Here is a 17,086-nt window from a genome sequence, read left to right as displayed (position 1 = left end):
TTAGATAAACAGTTTAAAATACAGTATTTTATATCTAAAAAAATTTATGGCTGCTGTTCGCAAGTCTAATATTTCTACAAGTGGTAATTGGTTTCGGCGAGGTTCTAGCCCATCTTTAAGAAAGCGGCGGACTAGTCCAGAAGCAATGGTACGCAATGATTCTACGACTGCTGAGTCATCAAAAGCCGCCACAAAACAACGGCGTTCCCCGAAAAATGTATCTTCCCCAGGAAATACAAGCATACAAAGTTCGGTAGCACAAACTTCTAATATTAAAGTTCAGCCAAACTCAAGAGCAAAAAATATCCCATCTAGTTCTGCGGCTGTGTCTGTAGTACCCACCGCTAAAGCATTACCTGCGTGGTTGCTGCAACTACAGAGCATACATCGTTATTCCTCAATTGCGGCATTCTTATTAGTAGCGGCAAGTTTGGGTGTTTATGGATGGACAGTATATACACAAGAACTCTGGGGTCAAAGTTATAGCCGATTACAAAAACTACAGCGAGATGAACGTCAAATTACCACAACCAACGCGACGTTAACTCATAAAATGGCTGAAGAAGCAGAATCGCAAGCGGCGGGGCTGGTATCACCAACTCCAGCGAGAACCATTTTCTTATCTCCAGTGCCTCATCAACCGGAGGTAGTAACCCCTAGCTCTACACCAAACCCACAAACACCATCTTTAAATTCTCCAAGATTGGGATATTAGTTAGAGTGCTGGAGCGCGGTAGCGGCGCGTTTAGCGCGTGCTGTTAGCGGAAGCGGGGCGTTCAGCCCGTCTTGAGTAGGAAGATAAGGGAGAAACACTAACGACTATGGACTAATGACTAATGACTAATGACTAATGACTAATGACTATTGACTAAACTAACTGAGCAGGGTAATGCAAAAGTCACCAAGTAGATTAAAGTTTAGGAAATTCCAAAAGCCAGATTTCACTAAGCGCAAACGGGTATCGAAAAAAGTGGAAGCAAAGACAAGTTTCCCCAATACTCAAGAGGATTCGTCTTTTAATATCAGAACTCGGCTTGTGACTGTGTGGGCTATATTGATGGCTGCTGGAATGGGGTTGGCAATCAATCTATATAACCTACAGATTATTCAAGGGCAGAAACTGACAGAACGGGCGCGAAGTCAACAAATGGTGAATTTACGCCCTTATATGCCCCGGCGCTTGGTGGTGGATCGCAATGATAATGTTTTAGCTGTCGATCGCCCTGTTTATACTTTATATGCCCACCCTAAGTTATTTAAAAAGACTAATGAGGAAGTTAGCGATCGCCTAGCCCCTATCATTAATAGAAACCCTGCTGATTTAGTCAAGATTTTTCAAGGTCAAAAAAGTGGTATCACTCTCACGGCTGACTTACCAGAAGAACTAGCAGATCGCGTTAGGTCGTTAGGTTTAGATGGGTTAGAGATGATTCCCAAATACTCCCGCTATTATCCCCAGGATGACTTAGCGGCGGATGTCATCGGCTATGTAGATGCTGATCGGCGTGGGCAAGCTGGCGTGGAATATAGCCAAGAGAAATGGCTAGAAAGGACTGTCAAATCAGTACGTTTAAGTAGGGCGGGTAATGGGGCGTTAATGCCTGATTATGCTCCTGAAGGTTTTTTAAATTCCGATGATCTGCGGATGCAGTTGACTATTGACACTCGTTTGCAGAGGGCTACCCGGAATGCACTCAAACAACAGTTAGACAAGTTTGGTGGGAAACGGGGAGCAGTAATTGTTATGGATGCGACGGATGGTTCTATCCTCGCTATGGTGTCACAGCCCACTTATAACCCTAATGAATACTCAAAGGCGAATATTTCCCTGTTCAAGAACTGGACGGTGGCGGATCTTTATGAACCGGGTTCGACTTTTAAACCCTTAAATGTGGCGATCGCCCTAGAAAACGGTGTCATTAAAGCCGATGATGTGTTTAATGATTCCGGTGCAATTCGTATTGGTACTCATACGATTAGAAACGCTGAACGTAACGGTTACGGACGGCTCAACATTGCCCAAATTCTCCAAAACTCTAGCAATATTGGGATGGTTCAAATCATCCAACGCCTTAAACCTTCGATTTACTACAATTGGCTGGAACGTTTAGGATTGGGACAACCAGTAGATACAGATTTACCTTTTGCTGTGGCTGGTACGCTCAGAAGTCAAGAAACATTTATTCATTCTCCTATCGAACCTGCAACCACCTCATTTGGACAAGGCTTTTCTTTGACACCTTTACAGTTGGTGCAAATGCACGGGGCTTTAGCTAATGGTGGTAAATTAGTGACACCACACGTTGTCCGGGGATTAATTGATACTAAGGGACAAGTTCACTACACACCTCATCTCCCCCCACCAAGGCAAATTTTCTCAGCCGCCACAACTCAAAAAGTTGTAGAAATGATGGAAACCGTAGTTACAGAGGGAACTGGGAAACCTGCACAAGTTCCTGGCTATCGTATTGCTGGTAAAACAGGTACAGCCCAAAAAGCCAGTCCTAACGGTGGTTACATTGTTGGCGCGCGGATTACCAGTTTTGTTGCTATCCTACCCGTTGAATCCCCTCGCTATGTAATTTTGGCACTAGTTGATGAACCAAAAGGCGCAAATGCCTACGGTTCTACAGTCGCAGCGCCGATTGCGAAATCTGTCATGGAAGCACTTATCCCCATCGAACGCCTAGCGCCTAGCCAAGTAATTAATGATAAAAAGTCGCAATAACTGGAAAGTGAACAATGGACAGTGGACTTAATCTGATAACTGTCAACTGTCAACTGATAAATGACTACCTCTAAACTTAATCTTTCTTTATAACTCCAGAAAGAGGTAGACAATGTTACTCGTGTGGAATCTTAGATATTAAAGGTGAATCATTTCACGCCTTTGATTTCATCACCAAAGATTCCATGCAAAGCAATTTATTCATGTTCCCAATTGTTGAGGTCGCAAAGCAAAATACACAGGTAAAAGAAAGATATTTTACTGAGTATGACCATGCCGAGCAGCAGTTTTTACTACTATTGGCAACTGAGGATTTAGATAATAATTTAGCTCAACAAGCTACTATTGTCAGTAATTTTGAACAGGCGGTTTCTACAGCAATTAATGCTGCTTATGAAGGTGATAGTCAAGATGATTTAGCACATCGATTTTTGCAACGGATACTCTATCGCATCAATCGGCTAAATCTGTTTTGGTATGATGATTTACAACATTATACTAATGAGCGATCGCTATATTTATCCTCTTGTCGCAATCAAATAGAAGCTGCTTGGCAAAAATGGGAACTTGCACAAGTTGATGTTGCAGCACTACAAAAGTTAGATGTTAAACAAGCTTTAATAGACCGTGCTAACGCTGATTTAGACCCACCATTGTCAGCAGCTAGTCGCTTTATTCGTGAAGAAATGAGTGAGGCTGGCTACCGTCATTTATTGGCGATCGGTTCTTTTGATGGCTTGGTTGAAGGTAGTCGTCTTTCTCGAATTTTAGGTGGTACTGCTAATGAGGTACAGTGTACACTGGTGCGGGTACTGTTGGAAGAATATGGTAACGGTCGTTTATCGCGCAAGCACTCAACATTTTTCGCGCAAATGTTGGCTGAGTTTGGGATGAACACTGAACCAGAAGGGTATTTTGATTTAGTTCCTTGGGAAGTTTTAGCTTGCGCCAATCATAACTTTTTACTAACTGAACGCAGACGGTATTACCTGCGCTACAGTGGCGGACTGACATACTTTGAAGTGGCTGGCCCTGCGGCTTATCGCAACTATTTAACAGCAGCGCAAAGATTAGGCTTATCTAATGCGGCGATGGGTTATTGGGAATTGCATATCAAGGAAGATGAACGCCACGGACAATGGATGTTAAAGGATGTAGCTTTACCTTTAGCGGAACGTTACCCCAATGAGGCGTGGGAGTTGGTGCTGGGGTACGACCAAGAGAAATTAATGAGCGATCGCGCGGCTGAAGCTGTTGTTCGTTCCATTCGCCAAGCTGAAGCCGTTAACTAAAAGTTTCTTTATCTTGTGCCAATAACGTCATTTCTTTAGTGATAATTCATCACTAAAGAAATATTACTGTCTAAATTTTCCGCAAATTAACTAACATTAAGGTTGAAGTAATATCCCATGAAAGACATCTTTTTTTGTCCTGAAGAATCAAATTTTTATTCAAATTGCATAGAGAATTTCATCCTCAGAAATTCAGATGATGCCGATTCTATTGTTGAATTTGGTTCAGGAGACGGTAGTCCTGTAATTAACTCATTACTCAGAAATAAGTTTGATGGTGTTATTCATGGATTTGAGTTAAATACTTCAGCATGGAAAGCGGCTAATTCAACAATTGATGAATATAACCTTACAGATAAATATGTAGTAAACAACTCATCTTTATTTGAATCTGCTACACCCGAAGCTAACTACCTCATTGCTAATCCTCCCTATTTACCAGCACCAGATAATGATATTTATATGCCTTTATTATTTGGCGGTGAAGATGGTGCAGCTATTACCAATGAGCTTTTATCTTTAGGCTACGAAAATGTACTACTCTTAGTTTCTAGCTTCTCTAATCCTCTAAGTACAATCGCCCAAGCACAAGAATATGGCTATCATATTAGTAATTTTGTAATTCTACCTTTAAAGTTTGGTTACTATAGCTCAGAAGCAAAAGTTAAAAACCACATAGAAGAATTACGAAAACATAAAATGGCGTTCTATTCTGGAGACTATTATTTCTTAGCAGGTGTGCTATTTCAACAAGACAACTCTACAATTGATTTATCTAAAGAATTAACTCAAGTAATGATGAGTTTGTAATAAGTAGATGGACATAATTATTTAGAAGACGCATTTCGACCACGCTCAATGCTCGTTAACATGATTAGAAGAGGGTTGAGCGTAGTCGAAACCTGGCGATTTCAAGTTAGGTTTAATTTAGTCTTTTATTCTCTAATCACTACAGTACTTACTACAAACCAGTATCCTACCTCTGATAAGTACACTTCAAAGCTTCTTCTATCGAACCTGCACTCTGATATAATGCGATTAATTTGTGAGATGTAGTTTTTCTCGTCGTTAACATCTCTTTTAATGGTGTTAATAAATTAACATCTGGATCATCTTTTAACGCAGCCTCAGCCGCTTGTAAAATTGTTGTTGCGTTCATCAATATATCTTCAGCATCAAAACCAAACTTTGCAGACCATTGATGTAGATGTGCGTCTGGAGTTATCGCTCTACCCTGTAAAGATTCATCTAACACTAAACCTTTTAATAATGCCAACAATGCTGCATAAATAGAGAAGTCATCACAACTATCAAAAGCTTTAAATTCAATTCTACCAATTTCCGCAGGTAGACGAGCAACTTTTGTTAATGATGGCATACTATTTATCAATTGCTCTTTATCTGGAACAAATACTAAAGTAGCAGGTCTTTTGCCAGTTCTAATATATGTTCTGTAAGATAAACCATTCCACAGCTTACCGTCATAAAAAGGCGAACTATAACTAAAAGGTACAATGTAAGGGCTGTAATAAGTTAATTTTTTACCGAGATCAATTACACGTTCAATTGGTAGATCAGCAACAGAAATATTTAAGTCTGGCCCGTATGACACCATATAAATACTAGCAGTTTGCTCATCTGGATAAGCTTGTAACTGTTGAATTTCATATTCGTTTAATGGTGGATAGGGTATAAAAGAGGTTTTATAAGGGTGGAAACTAGTTAAAACTGGTGAAAAACCAAATTCAGCAGCAACATCATGTAATAAATTAAAACCGTCTGATAATTCTTTGATCGCACTTTGAATATCAGAATGGATAGTGGTTCTAATTTCTATTCCCTTTGATAAACAATCAATTACCTCATCTGAATCAGCAAATCTTTCAAAACCCTCAATATACCAGCGCTTTTTCCTAATACCTGCATCACCTACACGTAATTGCAAATGGTCATTAGGATATGTGGGTAGTCTTTCTACAATTTGATTAAAATCAGCAAAATTTGTTGATGCAAAATCAGCAAACTTTCCTTCTTTGTCAAGGAAAGCGACTTCATGTTCAATCCCAAATGAAAATGTCATATAGCCTTAATAGAAAAAATTATCAATAATTTGCTAATACTAGCATATATCAAATTGGCATAGTCTGTCTTAGTTTAAACTGGTGCAACAAGCTTTAAATCAATTTTTTAATCTAAAATCCGAAATCTAAAATCTAAAATTGGTATTACCCCAAATCTTACTGTTGCGGTTTAGCAAAACTATTTGTTTTAATTTGCACAGATTAGATCATGACCAATACATAAACTATTAATGAAATACTTAAAAACAAAGTTAGTTATCAAAATATTGATTTTGGTATCACTATTACTTATATCTCAACAGGTCTTTGCTCAAAGTTGGCGACCTGTTCGCGGTAGTATCCTTTATGGTATCAGTGGTGTGGCACTGATTAGCCAAGAAAATTCCTCAAGAGACTTTTTAGTAGTCCACGATAATAAACAAAGCAATCAAGAACGTTTAGCTATTCTAACTATTAAGGATAAAAACCAACCAGAATACTTAAGTCTCAATTGGCCTACTAATACTCAATATCCCATAGACTTAGAAGCCTTAACCTCTATTCCTAAACTAAAAGATAGTTTTATTGCTTTAAGCAGTACGGGCAAAGCCTATCATGTTAAATTAGATAGATATCATAAAAATATTTCTGTTCTGAAAGAATTTGAATTACCAGGAATAGCTAAAGGTAGTAATTTTGAAGCATTAGCACTACAGAATGTAGAAGGGAGATTAATTGCTATTTGGGCGCATCGGGGAGAAGGAGAAGAACCTGCTACCATTTATTGGGGAGTTTTCAATCTTAATAAATATCAAATCAATCTTATAGGTTCTACTCAAATAAGAGTACCATTTCCTTCGGGTAATGTGCGGCATATTTCCGACACCAAAGTGGACTCAGCCGGAATTGTATATATATCTTCTGCTAGCGATGCTGGAGATAATGGCCCATTTCAATCGGCTATTTACGTTGCAGGTTACTTAGGTTTACGTGATAATAAAATTATCTGGCAGCAAAACTCTCAACTAATACCACTTTACCGTTTTAATTATCATAAAGTTGAAGGGATAGAACTAATTCCTGGTGCAGATGGTTGTTTAGTTGTAGGAACAGATGATGAAAATTTCGGTGCTTATGTTTATATGTTAGGAGATAATATCTTATAAAGACGCGACGAATCGCGTCCTTATAATTAGACGTTAAATCGGAACAACATTACATCGCCTTCTTGCACGATATACTCTTTTCCTTCACTGCGAACTAAGCCTTTTTCCTTCGCAGCATTAAGAGAACCAGTTGCTACTAAATCATTATAAGCAACGGTTTCCGCGCGAATAAATCCTCGCTCAAAATCAGAGTGAATTACACCTGCGGCTTGAGGCGCTGACATTCCTGCGTGAATTGTCCAAGCGCGGGTTTCTTTTGGCCCACTGGTGAAATATGTGCGTAATCCTAATAAGGTGTACGTGGCACGAATTAAAGATTTTAATCCACCTTCTTTCACACCTAAAGATTCTAAGAAATCAGCTTTATCTTCCTCTGGAAGTTCTACAAGTTCCGCTTCTACTTGAGCAGAAACTACAACGACTTGAGCATTTTCTTGGGTTGCAACTTGGCGGACTCTTTCTACAAATTCATTACCCGTTGCTAATTCATCTTCTGAGACATTAGCCGCGTAAATAATTGGCTTATTTGTTAATAGTTCCAGTCCTTTAATGATGGCTGCTTCTTCTTCCGTTAAGCTGATTTGACGCGCTGATTTACCTTCATTTAAAGCAGCTGCTAATTTTTCTAAGACTGTGATCTCAAATTGGGCATCTTTGCTGGTGCGTGCTTGTTTACGGGTGCGTTCAATGCGGCGTTCAATTTGGGCTAAATCTGATAAACCTAGTTCTAGACTGATGATTTCAATATCGCGTACTGGGTCAACTGAACCAGCAACGTGGATGATATCATCATTCTCAAAACAACGTACCACATGAACGATCGCATCAACTTCTCGAATATGAGACAAAAATTGATTACCTAATCCTTCACCTTGGCTTGCGCCTTTGACTAAGCCGGCAATATCCACAAACTCAACTCGTGCGGGAATAATTTGCACCGAACTGGAAATTTTTGACAGCACCTCTAACCGTTCATCCGGTACTGCAACAACACCAACATTCGGTTCAATTGTACAGAACGGGAAATTAGCCGCCTCTGCTTTAGCATTAGCGACTACAGCATTAAATAAAGTAGATTTTCCGACGTTAGGAAGTCCGACAATTCCGGCTCTTAGCATTTTTGATGTAGGATTTTGAGTTTATACAGGCCCCGGTATAGTTTGGGGAATAGTAGTAGGTACTGTTTGGGGGATAGTCCCTGGAACCGTTTGGGGAATGGGAGAGGGTACTGTTTCGGGTACAGGCTCCGGTATACTTGGCCCTGGTGTGGGTTCAGGACTGGGTAAGGGGTTTGGTTCAGGGGTGGGAATTTGTGGTTCAGGAATGGAAATAGCTAAGGGTTGAATCATGCTAATACATATATCATTCGACCTTCCCAAGCTAGATGACAACTTAAATCGTTGACATCCCCCTAAATGACTATACCAATTGTCATTGGTCATTGGTCATTGGTCATTGGTCAATAGTCAACAGTTTATTATCTTCCTTTCCCTTATCTCCCGTCATCTCCTCAAAATGCTCAATCAAAACCAAACACCTCTACTTGACGCTATAAAAGCCTGTGCGGCGCGTTCTCATGCGGGTTTTTATACTCCTGGACATAAGGGGGGGAGGGGTATTGCTGAACCTTTGGCTGATTTGCTGGGTAATTCTGTGTTTGCGGCTGATTTAACGGAGTTAGCAGATTTAGATAATCTATCAGCACCGCAGGGTGTGATTCAAGAGGCGCAAGAATTGGCGGCGGCGGCGTTTGGTGCGGTGCGGACTTGGTTTCTGGTGAATGGTTCTACTTGTGGCGTAGAGGCGGCTATTCTCGCTACTTGTGGTGCTGGGGATAAGATTATTTTGCCTCGGAATGTGCATTCATCTGCGATCGCAGGTTTAATTCTCTCTGGTGCTGTCCCAATTTTCCTTAACCCTGAATATGACTCGGTTTTAGATATTGCCCACAGTATCACACTCGATGCTGTACAAGCGGCTTTACAACAACATCCTGATGCTAAGGCGGTGTTGACTGTCTATCCTACATATTACGGTGTATGCGGTGATTTAGAAGCGATCGCCAAAATCACCCATCAATACAATATGCCTTTACTTGTAGATGAAGCCCACGGCGCACACTTCGCTTTTCACCCAGAATTACCTACCTCTGCTTTAGCCGCAGGTGCAGATTTAACTGTACAGTCAACTCATAAGGTATTGGGTGCAATGACGCAGGCTTCTATGCTGCATATGCAAGGTAATAGGATAGATGCTGATAGAGTCAGTAAGGCTTTACAACTGTTACAGTCTACCAGTCCTAGTTATATACTTTTGGCTTCCCTTGATGCAGCGCGTCAGCAAATGGCTGTGTCTGGTAAAGAGTTGATTTCCCGGACTTTACAGCTTGCAGATGAAGCGAGGGAAAGAATTAGTCAAATTCCTGGGTTATCAGTGCTGCATCCTCATACAATATCACCAGGGTTTACGGCTTTAGATAGGACGCGGTTGACTGTAACGGTTTCTGGTTTGGGTTTAACTGGGTTTGAGGCGGAAGAAATTTTAGATGAAAAGTTGGGTGTGGTGGCTGAATTTGCTAGTTTGCAACATCTCACCTTTATTATTAGTTTGGGGAACACGGCTGCTGATATTGAACAGTTAGTTGAGGCTTTCACTAAACTTGTGGAAATTACCCCAGCTTCTTTACAAGCCGTCAGAGAAATTGAGACTAATTTCAGCTATATTAGAGAACTTTCACCCCGTGAGGCTTTCTTTGCTGCTAGTGAGATGATACCTGTAGAACAGGCAGGCGATCGCATTTGTGCAGAAATCATCTGTCCTTATCCACCAGGAATCCCTGTTATCATGCCAGGGGAAGTGATTACAAAACCTGCGCTTGAGTATTTACAGCACATTCAAAGCTTAGGCGGATTTATTACTGGTTGTTCTGATCCTAGCCTGCGTAGTTTAAAAGTCGTTAAAAATAATTCGTAATTTGAGAAAATTTAGCTCAGTTTACATAATTAACCTTCAATCCTCTGTTAACTAGGTAATGCCATTCTTGAATTTTATTGCTAGCCATGAATGTGAAACTTCGCCAAGTTACATTTGATGAGAGATTTAGCGGAATTTATCTTGTGTTTTTTGGACTGCTAATGTTAGGTTTAAGTTCTTGGGCAGATAAAAAAACAGCACATGAGCGGGCAACACTAACAGAAACCCAAGGTGAAGTAGTAGAAACACTCCATCGTCGTGAACGGGATATTAAAGATAAAGAAAAAGATACATACGCACCAGTTATTGAGTTTCAGGTTAAGGGTGATCCTGTTCGCTTTACAGGTTACTATGATTCCACCCGCATTGCTAAAGGTAATATAGTAACTGTTCGCTATGATCCCAAACAGCCAACAACTACTGCGCGTAAAGTGGAACCCTTGGAAGGGCTGGGAGTTTGGGGAGCATATGCTATGGGTGGGGGATGTTTAGTTTATGGGCTATGTCAATTTTCGCCTATACGTTTCTCTTTAGGTAAGGGTGAATAATGAAGTGTAACACTAAATTAATATGAAGCTGTATATAATATATCGGTAATAATTGAACGCAAATAAACGCAGCGAAAAGTTCTGTAGGAGGGTTTCCCTCTCTTACGAGACGCTTACGCGAACCGTAGGAAACTTTTCAAGACAGATGAACGCGGATAAATCATATAATTTATATTCTGTGCAACCTCATAGAAAATTGCGAAAACAATAAATAAGTATCTAGTATTTTTGCTGGATAGACGTAATTTAAGTACTGTGCAATTTATAACAAATACTTTTATCAAACTGCACACGCTCGAATGATTCATCTAAATTGAAAGTTGTTTCACCGCTACCAAGAAATAAGTAGCCATCTACTCTTAATTGCTCTTTAACTTTTCCCAGGAGAGCTTTTTTAGTTGGTATATCGAAATAAATTAAAACGTTACGTAAAAAGATAATATCAATACTGGGTAAAGCTGACCAAGAATGAATAAGATTTATTTGCTGAAACTCAACCATTTGGCGAATTTTATCGTTAATTTGCCACTCATTATCTACAGGAGAAAAATACTTTGCTCGCAATTGTTGAGATAGCCCACGCTTAATTTCTAGTTGATTATAACGTCCTTGACGAGCGCGGTTTAAAGCTTTACTAGAAAAGTCACTGGCAATTATATTGATTGACCAATCTGTAAGTAAAGGAAAGTGTTCACGAATGAGAATGGCAATGCTGTATGGTTCCTGTCCGTTAGAACAAGCAGCACACCAAATATTTAGCGATCGCTCTATTTTACGTTTTTGGATCAATTCTGGCAAGAATGATTTTTTTAATGCTTCAAAGGGTGCAGTATCACGAAAAAATGAAGTTTCGTTAGTCACCAATGCCTCAATAGTTTGAGTATGCAAATGGTTAAATGGTTGATGTTGTAGGTAAGCAATGAAGCTACTAATTGTTGCAAATCCTGCTGACTCAGCTATTGATTGCAAATATAATTCTGCCAAATAAGTTTTATCACCATCCAACACGACGGCAGAGTGAGTGTAAATTAACTGTCGAAGATAGTCAAAATCAGAGGAGCTAATACCCATAGCCTGCTTCATTACAGACCTAATTTTTGTGTAGGATGGATACGGTGCATGATTTCATCTGCCATTTGTTCTAGAGGAACAATCCGATCTGCTAGTCCAGCATTAACGATGTAACTAGGCATCCCCCAGACTACACTACTAGCTTTATCTTGCGCCAACACTTGCCCACCTGCCTCACTAATACATTGACAACCATGTAAGCCATCTTGTCCCATCCCGGTGAGGATAACAGCGATCGCACTAGCACCATATACTTGAGCAACGGAACGCAACAATACATCCACTGAAGGGCGACAGGAATTTTCCGGTGGTGCTTGATGGATAGCAAGTCTTACTTCAGTTCCCTGCCGTTGTACAATCATATGAAAATCACCAGGGGCAATCCAAGCCTGTCCGGGTTTTAATGCCACACCGTCAACCGCTTCCTCTACAGGAACATGGCTGATAGAGGATAATCTTTGGGCTAATAGTTTAGTAAACATTGGTGGCATATGTTGCACAATTAGGAGGGGAACAGAGAAATCTGTTGGTAGATGACTTAACAGTGTAGCGAGTGCATTTGGACCTCCTGTAGAAACCCCAACAGCAACCACATTCACAGGTTCTAAATGTGTACGGGTAGTTAAAACAGGCGTATGGCTGCTAACATTTGGCAGAAAAAAATGCTGAGTTCCTGCACCAAATAGCTTAATTTTGGGAATTAATTCCTCGCGGATATGTTGATTAACTGCCTCTACGGTTCCTAGATTACTAGGTTTTGTGGCGTAATCAGTAGCCCCTAAAGAGAGAGCTTCCAAAGTCGCACTTGCACCAGCGTAGGTGGAAGTGCTGAACATAATTACTGGCAGATGTGGATAAGTTTGGCGAATAGCGGCTAGGGTTTCTAGTCCGTTCATCTCCGGCATTTCCACATCTAAGATGATGACATCGGGATTGACTTGAGGAATTTTTGCCAAGGCAATAACACCATTAGCAGCTACCCCTACCACTTCTAGTTGTGAGTCGCTGGAGAGGATTTTACTAACTCGACTGCGAACTAATACAGCGTCATCTACAACCAATACCCGAATTTTTGGCATAGTGTTTAACAGATTCAAAATTTTGAATTTTGAATTGATTCTCCTTATTTAGTACTTAAACTGATTAACGACCTTTTGCAAATCTACAGCCATACGGGCTAGTTCTGTGGCTGCGTCTGATGTATTACTGGCTCCGATGGTGGTGGTTTGAGCATTGAGAGCGACAATACCAATATTTTTGGCGATCGCTGATGTGCCTTTAGCAGCTTCGCCTATATTCCGGGCGATTTCGTTGGTGGTGGCGGTTTGTTCTTCTACAGCACTGGCGATGGTACTTTGCAGGTCGTTAATTTGGTTGATGATGTCAGTAATTTGGGTGATAGCTGTTACCGCGTCCTTGGTATCGTTTTGGATGGCTTCGATGCGTTGGCTAATATCTTCGGTGGCGTTGGCGGTTTGCTTGGCTAATTCTTTGACTTCGTTGGCGACTACAGCAAAGCCTCTACCAGCATCCCCGGCCCTGGCGGCTTCGATAGTAGCATTAAGAGCGAGTAGGTTTGTTTGTTGGGCTATTGAGGTGATAACTTTGATGACTTTGCCAATTTCGATACTACTTTGACCGAGTTTATCAATTGTTTGGTTGGTGCGATCGGCCGTTTTTACGGCTTCATTAGCAACTTGTGCGCCTTCGGCAACATTCTTGGCAATTTCTCTAATACTGGCGTTCATTTCTTCTACAGCCGTGACAACTGTCATTGTATTTTGATTGACTTGTTCGGCTGAGGCTGAGGCGGATGTTGCTTGTTCTGAAGTTTGTTTGGCGTTGTCTGTCATTTCCTTACTCACTGCGGTTAATTCCTCCGCAGAAGAAGCGACGGCTGTAGCTACATCTGCCATTTGTCTAATTGAAGACCTCAAGCGGCTAATCATTTGATTAGTATTATTGCTGAGATGTTTAAACTCTCCGGCATTAGTTGTGGCTTCAATTTGCTCAGATAAGTTTCCTTGTGCTACTACAAGTGTGACTTCATTAATACTTTTAATTTGGTCAGAGATATTGGCAGACATTTGATTCAAATTGTCCAGTAATTGTCGCCAAGAACCCTTTGCACCTTTAATGACAGCTTGAGAACCCAGTTTTCCCTCTGTACCAATCTCATCTGCTATACGCGCTACTTCTTGAGCAAAATTTTGATTTAAACTTACCAACTCATTAAATACTGCGGCAATTTCACCCAAACCATTATCTTCTGCTAACCGGACGGAGAAATCACCGTTTCTCGCTGCTTTGAGAGCGGCTAATAATGGCTGTAATTGTATGTCTGTTGAACCGTTATCAGTCAGTATCGGTTCTTGTGTCGGCTCTATACTATCTTCTATGGGAGATTTAGAATTGGCTGTTCTCCTTGACCGATTTGTAGCCATTACCAAGCGCTCCTAAAATTAATTAATATTGAGAATTTTTTCTGTATCTACAACTAACAAAAACCCTTCGGTGAGTGGGTAAGCTCCTGCTAGTACCTGACGCATTTTACCCTTTAACGTTGCAGGTGGAAGTTGAAAGGTGTTTTCTGGAAATTCTAAGACATCACCAACATCATCTACCAGTAAGCTAACGATTTCATTATCAAAATAGACAACGATATGAAAACCTGACTCATGTTTGAGTTGAGAGACAGATAAATGCTCTTTTTTACCTATATTTAATCTTTTTTGCAAATCAATAACAGTAATAATCTGTCCTCGTAAGTTAATCAAGCCGCAAACTTCAGCTGGTGCTAAGGGTACACGAGTTATCACTTGGGTACGAATCACTTCTTGAACATGTTGTACATTGATGCCAAAGTAAATATTATTCAGCCAAAATGTACAAAGTTGCTTACTCACGATCGCTCACCTGTAGTAAATAAGGATTGATAATCCTAATCACCGCCTCAACATCAAGGATTTCTGTTATTTGCCCTTGAATTACAGCACAAAACATTACACCCGGTCTACTGGGAATACCCTTAACTGTCAATGACTCCTCTACGATGTCAAGAATCTGTTCTACTACTAGCGCCACACTTAATTGGGAGTTAGGAGAGACGATAACTATTTGCAGTGTATCTGTTTGGGTAGCTAAGTACGGCTGATTAGTATCATTTTGAAACACTTGCTTGAGGTCGATTAAGGGTAAAATATTGCCGTAAGACCTCATTACTTGTTGATTACCAACTTTTTCCACCGCAGCCACAGGTATTTTTTCTAATCGGTAGGTATAAGTAATGGGAATACCCATAGGTGCGCCTTGGGGGCCAGTAAATAACAAAATCATTTGCCGTTCCTGTGTTTCTTGGGGAGTGTGTGCATCAGGAAGGCTGGATAATATCTGCTTGTATTTCGCCGCTACACCAGCTAGTTTTGCCAAATTTACCACATCGATGACTAATGCTACTGTGCCATCTCCTAAAATTGTGGCTCCTGCAAATATTGATAGGGACTTTAATTGTTTTCCTAAAGGTTTAACTACTATGTCTTGGATATCTTCAATTGTGTCTACTACCAGTCCGAATTGGTAGTTGTCGGCTTGGATGATGATTAAGTTGAGTGGGGAGTGGGGAGTGGGGAGTGGAGAGTGCTGAGTACTGAGTTTTGAGTTCTGACTGTTGACTGTTAACTGTTGACTATTGACTGTTGACTGTTGACTATTGAATTGTAATAGTTGGTTGAGATTAATTAAAGGTATGAGGTTGCCTCGGAGGTGATAGACGGGTACGTCGTAAAATACTTCAATACTATTAATTGTTTGTTCTGGTTCTAGGCGAACTAATTCTTGTAGGCTGGTTTGTGGGATGGTATAGCGTTCATTTCCACTAGTCGCAATTAATGCTGGCAGGATGGTTAATGTGAGGGGAATTTTAAGTTTGAATGTAGTTCCTTTTCCTGGTTGACTATCAACCTCAATTGTGCCGTTGACTTTATCAATATTATTTTTAACAATATCCATCCCTACTCCCCGTCCAGAAAGGTTTGTTACTTGTTCGGTAGTAGAGAAACCAGGGAGAAAAATTAAATTTATCGCTTCTGTATCGCTCATTTGGGCGACTTGAGCTACAGTAATTAAACCTTGTTGTTGCGCCCGTGCTTTGAGTTGTGCTGGTGTTAAACCGTGTCCATCATCGCCAATTTCTAAATTGACTTTGCCGTTTTCGTAGAAGGCTTTGAGAAAGATTTTTCCTGTGGTTGGTTTCCCGCTTGCTATGCGATCGCTTGGTGATTCGATGCCATGATCTATACAGTTGCGGACTAAGTGGGTTAAGGGGTCTTTAATGGCTTCTATAATGCTTTTATCAAGCTCTGTATCGCCACCTTGCATTTCTACTTCGACTTGTTTACCATTAGCGATCGCTAAATCTCGGATAATGCGGGGAAATTTTTGCCAGACGGTACTAATGGGTTGGAGGCGCGTTTTCATCACCCCTTCTTGTAACTGGCTGGTAATGAGACTCAAGCGCTGACAAGTAGTAGCAAAGTTATTATCTTTTAACTTGTCTGCAAATCTCATTACTTGGTTACGAGTTAATACTAATTCACCCACCAAGTTCATCATTTGATCCAGCAAGCTAACATTTACTCGAATATCCGCCGAGTCGGATGTAGTGGTTGAGGTTTCTAAATATTCGTTTATTTGCTGTATGGGAGAGGCAGAAATTATCTGTTGAGTTTCTTGTAACTGGGTTAGAGATTTAATTAGCAAGGAATAATCATTTTCACCCTCATGTTTTGTAGCTTTAATTTGGGTAAGAATCTGCCGGATAGTATCTACTGTTTTTAATAAGGTATTAATAATTTGCGGTGTTATTTGCAAGTTGGTGTTTTCACTATTTTTTCTTTGCTCACGCAGTTGGGAGAGCAAACTTTCCCCCGCATGAGCCAAAGATTCCAACTTGGGAAATGGTAAGAAGCCACAGTTGCCTTTTAGGGTATGTAGTGAGCGATAAATACGCTCTAAACTTTCTCCATTTACTGATACTTTTTCTAAATTAATAATATCTCTTTCGATTTGCTCCAAATTCTCATAGCTCTCAACAAGAAATGCTTGAATATCATCGTCGTCAATTTCTGGTACACCCATTGCATATAGTCAATAAAATTATATCTTTTGTCCTAATACTATTTGTTTTTTTATATAATAAATATATGTCTTGAGAAGGATGTTATTACTACATAATGCTGAAAAGATAATG

Annotated in this window: 15 protein-coding genes; 7 read left to right on the top strand and 8 right to left on the bottom strand. The window is 40.3% G+C overall.

Annotation, left to right across the window (positions count from 1 at the left end; translation table 11 throughout):
• Window positions 1-46: 46 nt before the first annotated feature.
• The 4 genes from NSMS1_RS15735 (at window position 47) to NSMS1_RS15720 (ending at window position 4,830) form a co-directional block, all read left to right on the top strand.
• Entirely contained in the window at window positions 47-715 is a 669-nt protein-coding gene (locus tag NSMS1_RS15735; RefSeq protein ID WP_224085478.1) for a hypothetical protein, read from the top strand.
• Between the two features lie 174 nt (window positions 716-889).
• Window positions 890-2,728 (top strand): peptidoglycan D,D-transpeptidase FtsI family protein, encoded by a 1,839-nt coding sequence (locus tag NSMS1_RS15730; RefSeq protein WP_224085477.1) that lies wholly within the window; start codon window positions 890-892, stop codon window positions 2,726-2,728.
• A gap of 185 nt (window positions 2,729-2,913) precedes the next feature.
• The gene (locus NSMS1_RS15725) at window positions 2,914-4,020 is read left to right on the top strand and encodes an iron-containing redox enzyme family protein (RefSeq protein WP_224085476.1); all 1,107 of its coding nucleotides are present in this window, start codon (window positions 2,914-2,916) and stop codon (window positions 4,018-4,020) included.
• Between the two features lie 117 nt (window positions 4,021-4,137).
• Entirely contained in the window at window positions 4,138-4,830 is a 693-nt protein-coding gene (locus NSMS1_RS15720) for a class I SAM-dependent methyltransferase (protein ID WP_224085475.1), read from the top strand.
• 166 nt (window positions 4,831-4,996) lie between these two features.
• Here NSMS1_RS15720 and NSMS1_RS15715 read toward each other — a convergent pair whose 3' ends face one another.
• Window positions 4,997-6,100 (bottom strand): glutamate--cysteine ligase, encoded by a 1,104-nt coding sequence (locus tag NSMS1_RS15715; RefSeq protein ID WP_224085474.1) that lies wholly within the window; start codon window positions 6,098-6,100, stop codon window positions 4,997-4,999.
• A gap of 231 nt (window positions 6,101-6,331) precedes the next feature.
• On the opposite strand from NSMS1_RS15715, the gene NSMS1_RS15710 reads away from it, so the two are divergent.
• Complete coding sequence (locus NSMS1_RS15710) at window positions 6,332-7,246, top strand: hypothetical protein (RefSeq protein WP_224085472.1); 915 nt, start codon at window positions 6,332-6,334, stop codon at window positions 7,244-7,246.
• Window positions 7,247-7,272: 26 nt separating this feature from the next.
• On the opposite strand, the gene ychF is transcribed toward NSMS1_RS15710, so the two are convergent.
• Window positions 7,273-8,364, bottom strand: coding sequence for a redox-regulated ATPase YchF (ychF, locus tag NSMS1_RS15705; protein WP_224085471.1), 1,092 nt, complete (start codon window positions 8,362-8,364; stop codon window positions 7,273-7,275).
• A 21-nt stretch (window positions 8,365-8,385) separates the two neighbouring features.
• Window positions 8,386-8,595 (bottom strand): hypothetical protein, encoded by a 210-nt coding sequence (locus tag NSMS1_RS15700; protein ID WP_224095243.1) that lies wholly within the window; start codon window positions 8,593-8,595, stop codon window positions 8,386-8,388.
• Between the two features lie 166 nt (window positions 8,596-8,761).
• Here NSMS1_RS15700 and NSMS1_RS15695 point away from each other — a divergent pair, with 166 nt between their 5' ends.
• Both NSMS1_RS15695 and NSMS1_RS15690 read left to right on the top strand, forming a co-directional pair.
• A complete protein-coding gene (locus NSMS1_RS15695; RefSeq protein ID WP_224095242.1) occupies window positions 8,762-10,219 on the top strand; it encodes an aminotransferase class I/II-fold pyridoxal phosphate-dependent enzyme in 1,458 nt (485 codons plus the stop codon).
• Between the two features lie 86 nt (window positions 10,220-10,305).
• Window positions 10,306-10,767, top strand: a complete 462-nt coding sequence (locus tag NSMS1_RS15690) for a DUF3592 domain-containing protein (RefSeq protein ID WP_224085470.1) — start codon at window positions 10,306-10,308, stop codon at window positions 10,765-10,767.
• 246 nt (window positions 10,768-11,013) lie between these two features.
• On the opposite strand, the gene NSMS1_RS15685 is transcribed toward NSMS1_RS15690, so the two are convergent.
• From NSMS1_RS15685 to NSMS1_RS15665, 5 genes are read right to left on the bottom strand one after another with little or no spacing between them, the layout of a single operon-like run.
• Window positions 11,014-11,850, bottom strand: a complete 837-nt coding sequence (locus tag NSMS1_RS15685; protein WP_224085469.1) for a CheR family methyltransferase — start codon at window positions 11,848-11,850, stop codon at window positions 11,014-11,016.
• On the bottom strand, window positions 11,850-12,917 hold the full coding sequence (locus tag NSMS1_RS15680; RefSeq protein ID WP_224085468.1) for a chemotaxis response regulator protein-glutamate methylesterase: 1,068 nt from the start codon (window positions 12,915-12,917) through the stop codon (window positions 11,850-11,852). Before NSMS1_RS15680 ends, NSMS1_RS15685 begins: the two co-directional genes overlap by 1 nt.
• A 48-nt stretch (window positions 12,918-12,965) precedes the next feature.
• Entirely contained in the window at window positions 12,966-14,282 is a 1,317-nt protein-coding gene (locus NSMS1_RS15675) for a methyl-accepting chemotaxis protein (protein ID WP_224085467.1), read from the bottom strand.
• Between the two features lie 18 nt (window positions 14,283-14,300).
• A complete protein-coding gene (locus NSMS1_RS15670; protein ID WP_224085466.1) occupies window positions 14,301-14,744 on the bottom strand; it encodes a chemotaxis protein CheW in 444 nt (147 codons plus the stop codon).
• Window positions 14,737-16,974 (bottom strand): chemotaxis protein CheW, encoded by a 2,238-nt coding sequence (locus NSMS1_RS15665; protein ID WP_224085465.1) that lies wholly within the window; start codon window positions 16,972-16,974, stop codon window positions 14,737-14,739. The genes NSMS1_RS15670 and NSMS1_RS15665 overlap by 8 nt, the downstream gene beginning before the upstream one ends.
• Window positions 16,975-17,086 lie beyond the last annotated feature (112 nt).

Source organism: Nostoc sp. MS1 (genome assembly GCF_019976755.1).
GTDB lineage: Bacteria > Cyanobacteriota > Cyanobacteriia > Cyanobacteriales > Nostocaceae > Trichormus.
This window is presented reverse-complemented; position numbering and strand designations above follow the sequence as displayed.

What these genes read in the sequence shown, in the direction of transcription:
- NSMS1_RS15725 (WP_224085476.1), top strand. Translation starts at nt 2,914, where the DNA reads ATGCAAAGCAATTTATTCATGTTCCCAATTGTTGAGGTCGCAAAGCAA.
- NSMS1_RS15710 (WP_224085472.1), top strand. Translation starts at nt 6,332, where the DNA reads ATGAAATACTTAAAAACAAAGTTAGTTATCAAAATATTGATTTTGGTA.
- NSMS1_RS15690 (WP_224085470.1), top strand. Translation starts at nt 10,306, where the DNA reads ATGAATGTGAAACTTCGCCAAGTTACATTTGATGAGAGATTTAGCGGA.
- NSMS1_RS15715 (WP_224085474.1), bottom strand. Translation starts at nt 6,100, where the DNA reads ATGACATTTTCATTTGGGATTGAACATGAAGTCGCTTTCCTTGACAAA.
- NSMS1_RS15675 (WP_224085467.1), bottom strand. Translation starts at nt 14,282, where the DNA reads ATGGCTACAAATCGGTCAAGGAGAACAGCCAATTCTAAATCTCCCATA.
- NSMS1_RS15700 (WP_224095243.1), bottom strand. Translation starts at nt 8,595, where the DNA reads ATGATTCAACCCTTAGCTATTTCCATTCCTGAACCACAAATTCCCACC.
- ychF (WP_224085471.1), bottom strand. Translation starts at nt 8,364, where the DNA reads ATGCTAAGAGCCGGAATTGTCGGACTTCCTAACGTCGGAAAATCTACT.
- NSMS1_RS15695 (WP_224095242.1), top strand. Translation starts at nt 8,762, where the DNA reads ATGCTCAATCAAAACCAAACACCTCTACTTGACGCTATAAAAGCCTGT.
- NSMS1_RS15665 (WP_224085465.1), bottom strand. Translation starts at nt 16,974, where the DNA reads ATGGGTGTACCAGAAATTGACGACGATGATATTCAAGCATTTCTTGTT.
- NSMS1_RS15730 (WP_224085477.1), top strand. Translation starts at nt 890, where the DNA reads ATGCAAAAGTCACCAAGTAGATTAAAGTTTAGGAAATTCCAAAAGCCA.
- NSMS1_RS15735 (WP_224085478.1), top strand. Translation starts at nt 47, where the DNA reads ATGGCTGCTGTTCGCAAGTCTAATATTTCTACAAGTGGTAATTGGTTT.
- NSMS1_RS15680 (WP_224085468.1), bottom strand. Translation starts at nt 12,917, where the DNA reads ATGCCAAAAATTCGGGTATTGGTTGTAGATGACGCTGTATTAGTTCGC.
- NSMS1_RS15720 (WP_224085475.1), top strand. Translation starts at nt 4,138, where the DNA reads ATGAAAGACATCTTTTTTTGTCCTGAAGAATCAAATTTTTATTCAAAT.
- NSMS1_RS15685 (WP_224085469.1), bottom strand. Translation starts at nt 11,850, where the DNA reads ATGAAGCAGGCTATGGGTATTAGCTCCTCTGATTTTGACTATCTTCGA.